The organism is Pseudomonas sp. P5_B2 (assembly GCF_056400445.1).
This window is the reverse complement of sequence record NZ_JBFULH010000628.1, coordinates 1-2,296: the sequence shown is the minus strand read 5'-3', so window position 1 is coordinate 2,296 and position 2,296 is coordinate 1. Positions and strand designations below refer to the sequence as shown.

The 2,296-nt window shown below is 54.0% G+C and carries 6 protein-coding genes; 3 read left to right on the top strand and 3 right to left on the bottom strand.

The features are described 5' to 3' along the window. The coding region (locus tag AC1DRJ_RS24920) for a nucleoside hydrolase (protein ID WP_477804506.1) at positions 1 to 392 on the top strand (392 nt) is incomplete at its 5' end. Between the two features lie 25 nt (positions 393 to 417). On the opposite strand, the gene AC1DRJ_RS24915 is transcribed toward AC1DRJ_RS24920, so the two are convergent. After that, positions 418 to 630, bottom strand: coding sequence for a hypothetical protein (locus AC1DRJ_RS24915; RefSeq protein WP_477804505.1), 213 nt, complete (start codon positions 628 to 630; stop codon positions 418 to 420). A gap of 132 nt (positions 631 to 762) precedes the next feature. Here AC1DRJ_RS24915 and AC1DRJ_RS24910 point away from each other — a divergent pair, with 132 nt between their 5' ends. Continuing rightward, on the top strand, positions 763 to 1,068 hold the full coding sequence (locus tag AC1DRJ_RS24910) for a hypothetical protein (RefSeq protein ID WP_477804504.1): 306 nt from the start codon (positions 763 to 765) through the stop codon (positions 1,066 to 1,068). Positions 1,069 to 1,161: 93 nt separating this feature from the next. Next, a complete protein-coding gene (locus AC1DRJ_RS24905) occupies positions 1,162 to 1,482 on the top strand; it encodes an I78 family peptidase inhibitor (RefSeq protein WP_477804503.1) in 321 nt (106 codons plus the stop codon). 72 nt (positions 1,483 to 1,554) lie between these two features. Here the strand turns inward: AC1DRJ_RS24905 and AC1DRJ_RS24900 are convergent, their stop codons facing one another. Both AC1DRJ_RS24900 and AC1DRJ_RS24895 read right to left on the bottom strand, forming a co-directional pair. Then, a complete protein-coding gene (locus tag AC1DRJ_RS24900; protein ID WP_003179963.1) occupies positions 1,555 to 1,767 on the bottom strand; it encodes a cold-shock protein in 213 nt (70 codons plus the stop codon). 291 nt (positions 1,768 to 2,058) lie between these two features. Further along, on the bottom strand, positions 2,059 to 2,296 hold a 238-nt coding region (locus tag AC1DRJ_RS24895), incomplete at its 5' end, for a hypothetical protein (RefSeq protein ID WP_477804502.1).

The following is a 2,296-nucleotide window of genomic DNA, read 5'->3' as shown; positions in this document are numbered from 1 at the left end:
GTGTGAAACTGACCTATCTACCGCTGGATGTGACCCACAAGATCCTCACCAGCGAAGCTCGTCTGAAACAGATCGCGGAGATCAACAATACCGCCAGCAAGCTGGTGGGCGATATTCTTAATGAATACGTCAAAGGCGATATGGAGCACTACGGTCTTTCGGGCGGCCCGGTGCATGACGCCGCCGTCATTGCCTACCTGCTCAAGCCTGAGCTGTTTACCGGTCGCTTGGTCAATGTGGTTGTTGATAGCCGCGAAGGCCCGACCTTTGGTCAAACCATCGTCGACTGGCATGACGGCATGAAAGCTCCGAAAAATGCATTCTGGGTCGAGAGTGGCGACGCCCAAGGCTTCTTCGACTTGCTGACTCAGCGTCTGGCTCGTCTGAAGTAAGTTGCCAGCCCCGCAGGTGCGGGATTTACGCCCGTACTACCTCTACCGCGGCCTTTTGGTCTGCCAGGTGTTTTTCGAAAATCTGTTTGATGAAGTGCCGGGCGGCTTCGGTTCCAATGTCCCTGACCAACAGATCGATAGCGATAATGGCAAGTTCTTCCGTACTGCCTGGGCTGTAAGAGCTGTGCCCGTCTTTCCACTTGGCTTTGATATCGGCGTCGATGCTTACAGTGGTCATGATGGCACTCGTGAAGTCGGGGAGGTCTAGGTGTCGAGTTAAGCATTTTGCGCGGCGTTTGGCACTCCGACTTAGGCATGGGGGGAGGGCTATGCGACACTTGGTCTTTAACGAATTTTCAAGGACCGCGCTGTGCAGATCGATTTGAACGCTCCTGATGGTTTGACCCTTGAGGCTGTGCGCCAGCTGTTGGCATCCGCCAGTGACGATGAGCACACTCAACTGCGGGTCACCCAAGGTGGTATCGCCTACATTTCTTCGGGTGTCGTCGGCGGCACTGACATCGGCGGGCTGCGATTTCGGCTAGAGACGTGGGCTAAAGGCTCGGGCTATGTAGGATTGGTCGCGGCCAGTGACGAAGTCTGGGTCATGCAGATTTTCAACGCGCTGAAAGAGAACTGGCCGAACCCGCCGTACGACTACATCGACGTTTATTGATCGCTGTTCATATTCAGTCACGATTGAGAGATGAAGAGCAGGGCGGTGCTCAGGCAAACTCGGCGCTCGCACAATATTTACAAAGGAGGCTTCATGCCTTGGAAGCTCGCGTCATTGGGAACGTTGTTTGCCGTCAGTCTGCTGGCAGGTTGCAGCAGTACGTCATCCGAGTCGGCAACAGACCCTGTAACGACGACTGACACGGGACATAGCCGCTGTGAGGCAAAATCTGCCGAATTCACCCTCGGCAAAGCGGCTTCGCCCGAGCTGCTGGAGCAAGCGCGCACTCGCGCAGGGGCACAGAACGCTCGGTTCCTGTCGCCCAACGACATGGTGACGCTGGAATACCGCTCTGATCGTTTGAACCTGCACACCGATGCCAATCGGGTCGTCACTCGCGTCAACTGCGGCTGAGCAAGCCAAGCTTTTGTTTCGCCCATAAAAAACCCCGTCACATGGACGGGGTTTTCTTAGTGCGCCAGAAACTTACTCTGGGCGAACTTGTGCAGCTTGCATACCCTTTTGGCCTTTCTCAGCCACGAAGGAAACGGTCTGGCCTTCTTTCAGGCTTTTGAAACCGTCGCTTTCGATAGCTTTGAAGTGTACGAACAGGTCGTCACCGCCACCTTGAGGAGTGATGAAGCCGAAGCCTTTTTCATCGTTGAACCATTTAACGGTGCCGGTTTGGCGATTAGACATGGTGTATCTCCAAGAAACATATATTTTCAGTAGTGCTGTGCTGCTCAGGCCAACTGGGCACACCGGAGTATCATAGTCGAAATGTTCGCTTTGGGAGCCCCCCGGACGTGCTGTTTGCCTTGCTGTCGAGCGTTCTTTGCTGCTTGATTTGGCTGTAAGCCCCGTTTTTAAAGGCTTTCAGCCGAAAGTAAAGACGAAAAAAAAGCTGTAAAACCTTCAAAAAATGTCTGACAAAGCGACATTCGGCCTGTTTTTCAGGTCATTGCAGGTGAAAAAATGAGTGCGAGATGCTTATTTTTTCGCTCCGGTATCGACCCGGCAAGTGGCGATTTTCTGCATCGCCTGATTCCCCAGCTCTGGACTCGCAGAGCCGTTCATCAATGCCTCAAGGTCTTTGGCAGGATATGATTTGAGCTGATCGGCGCCGCAACCACAGACGGCTTTTGCCTTCGCATCACCAATCTTTTGCGCCGCCGCAGGGACGCATTGCGCCATGTATTTCTCGCGCTCCCCCTTTGGCCAATCGGCA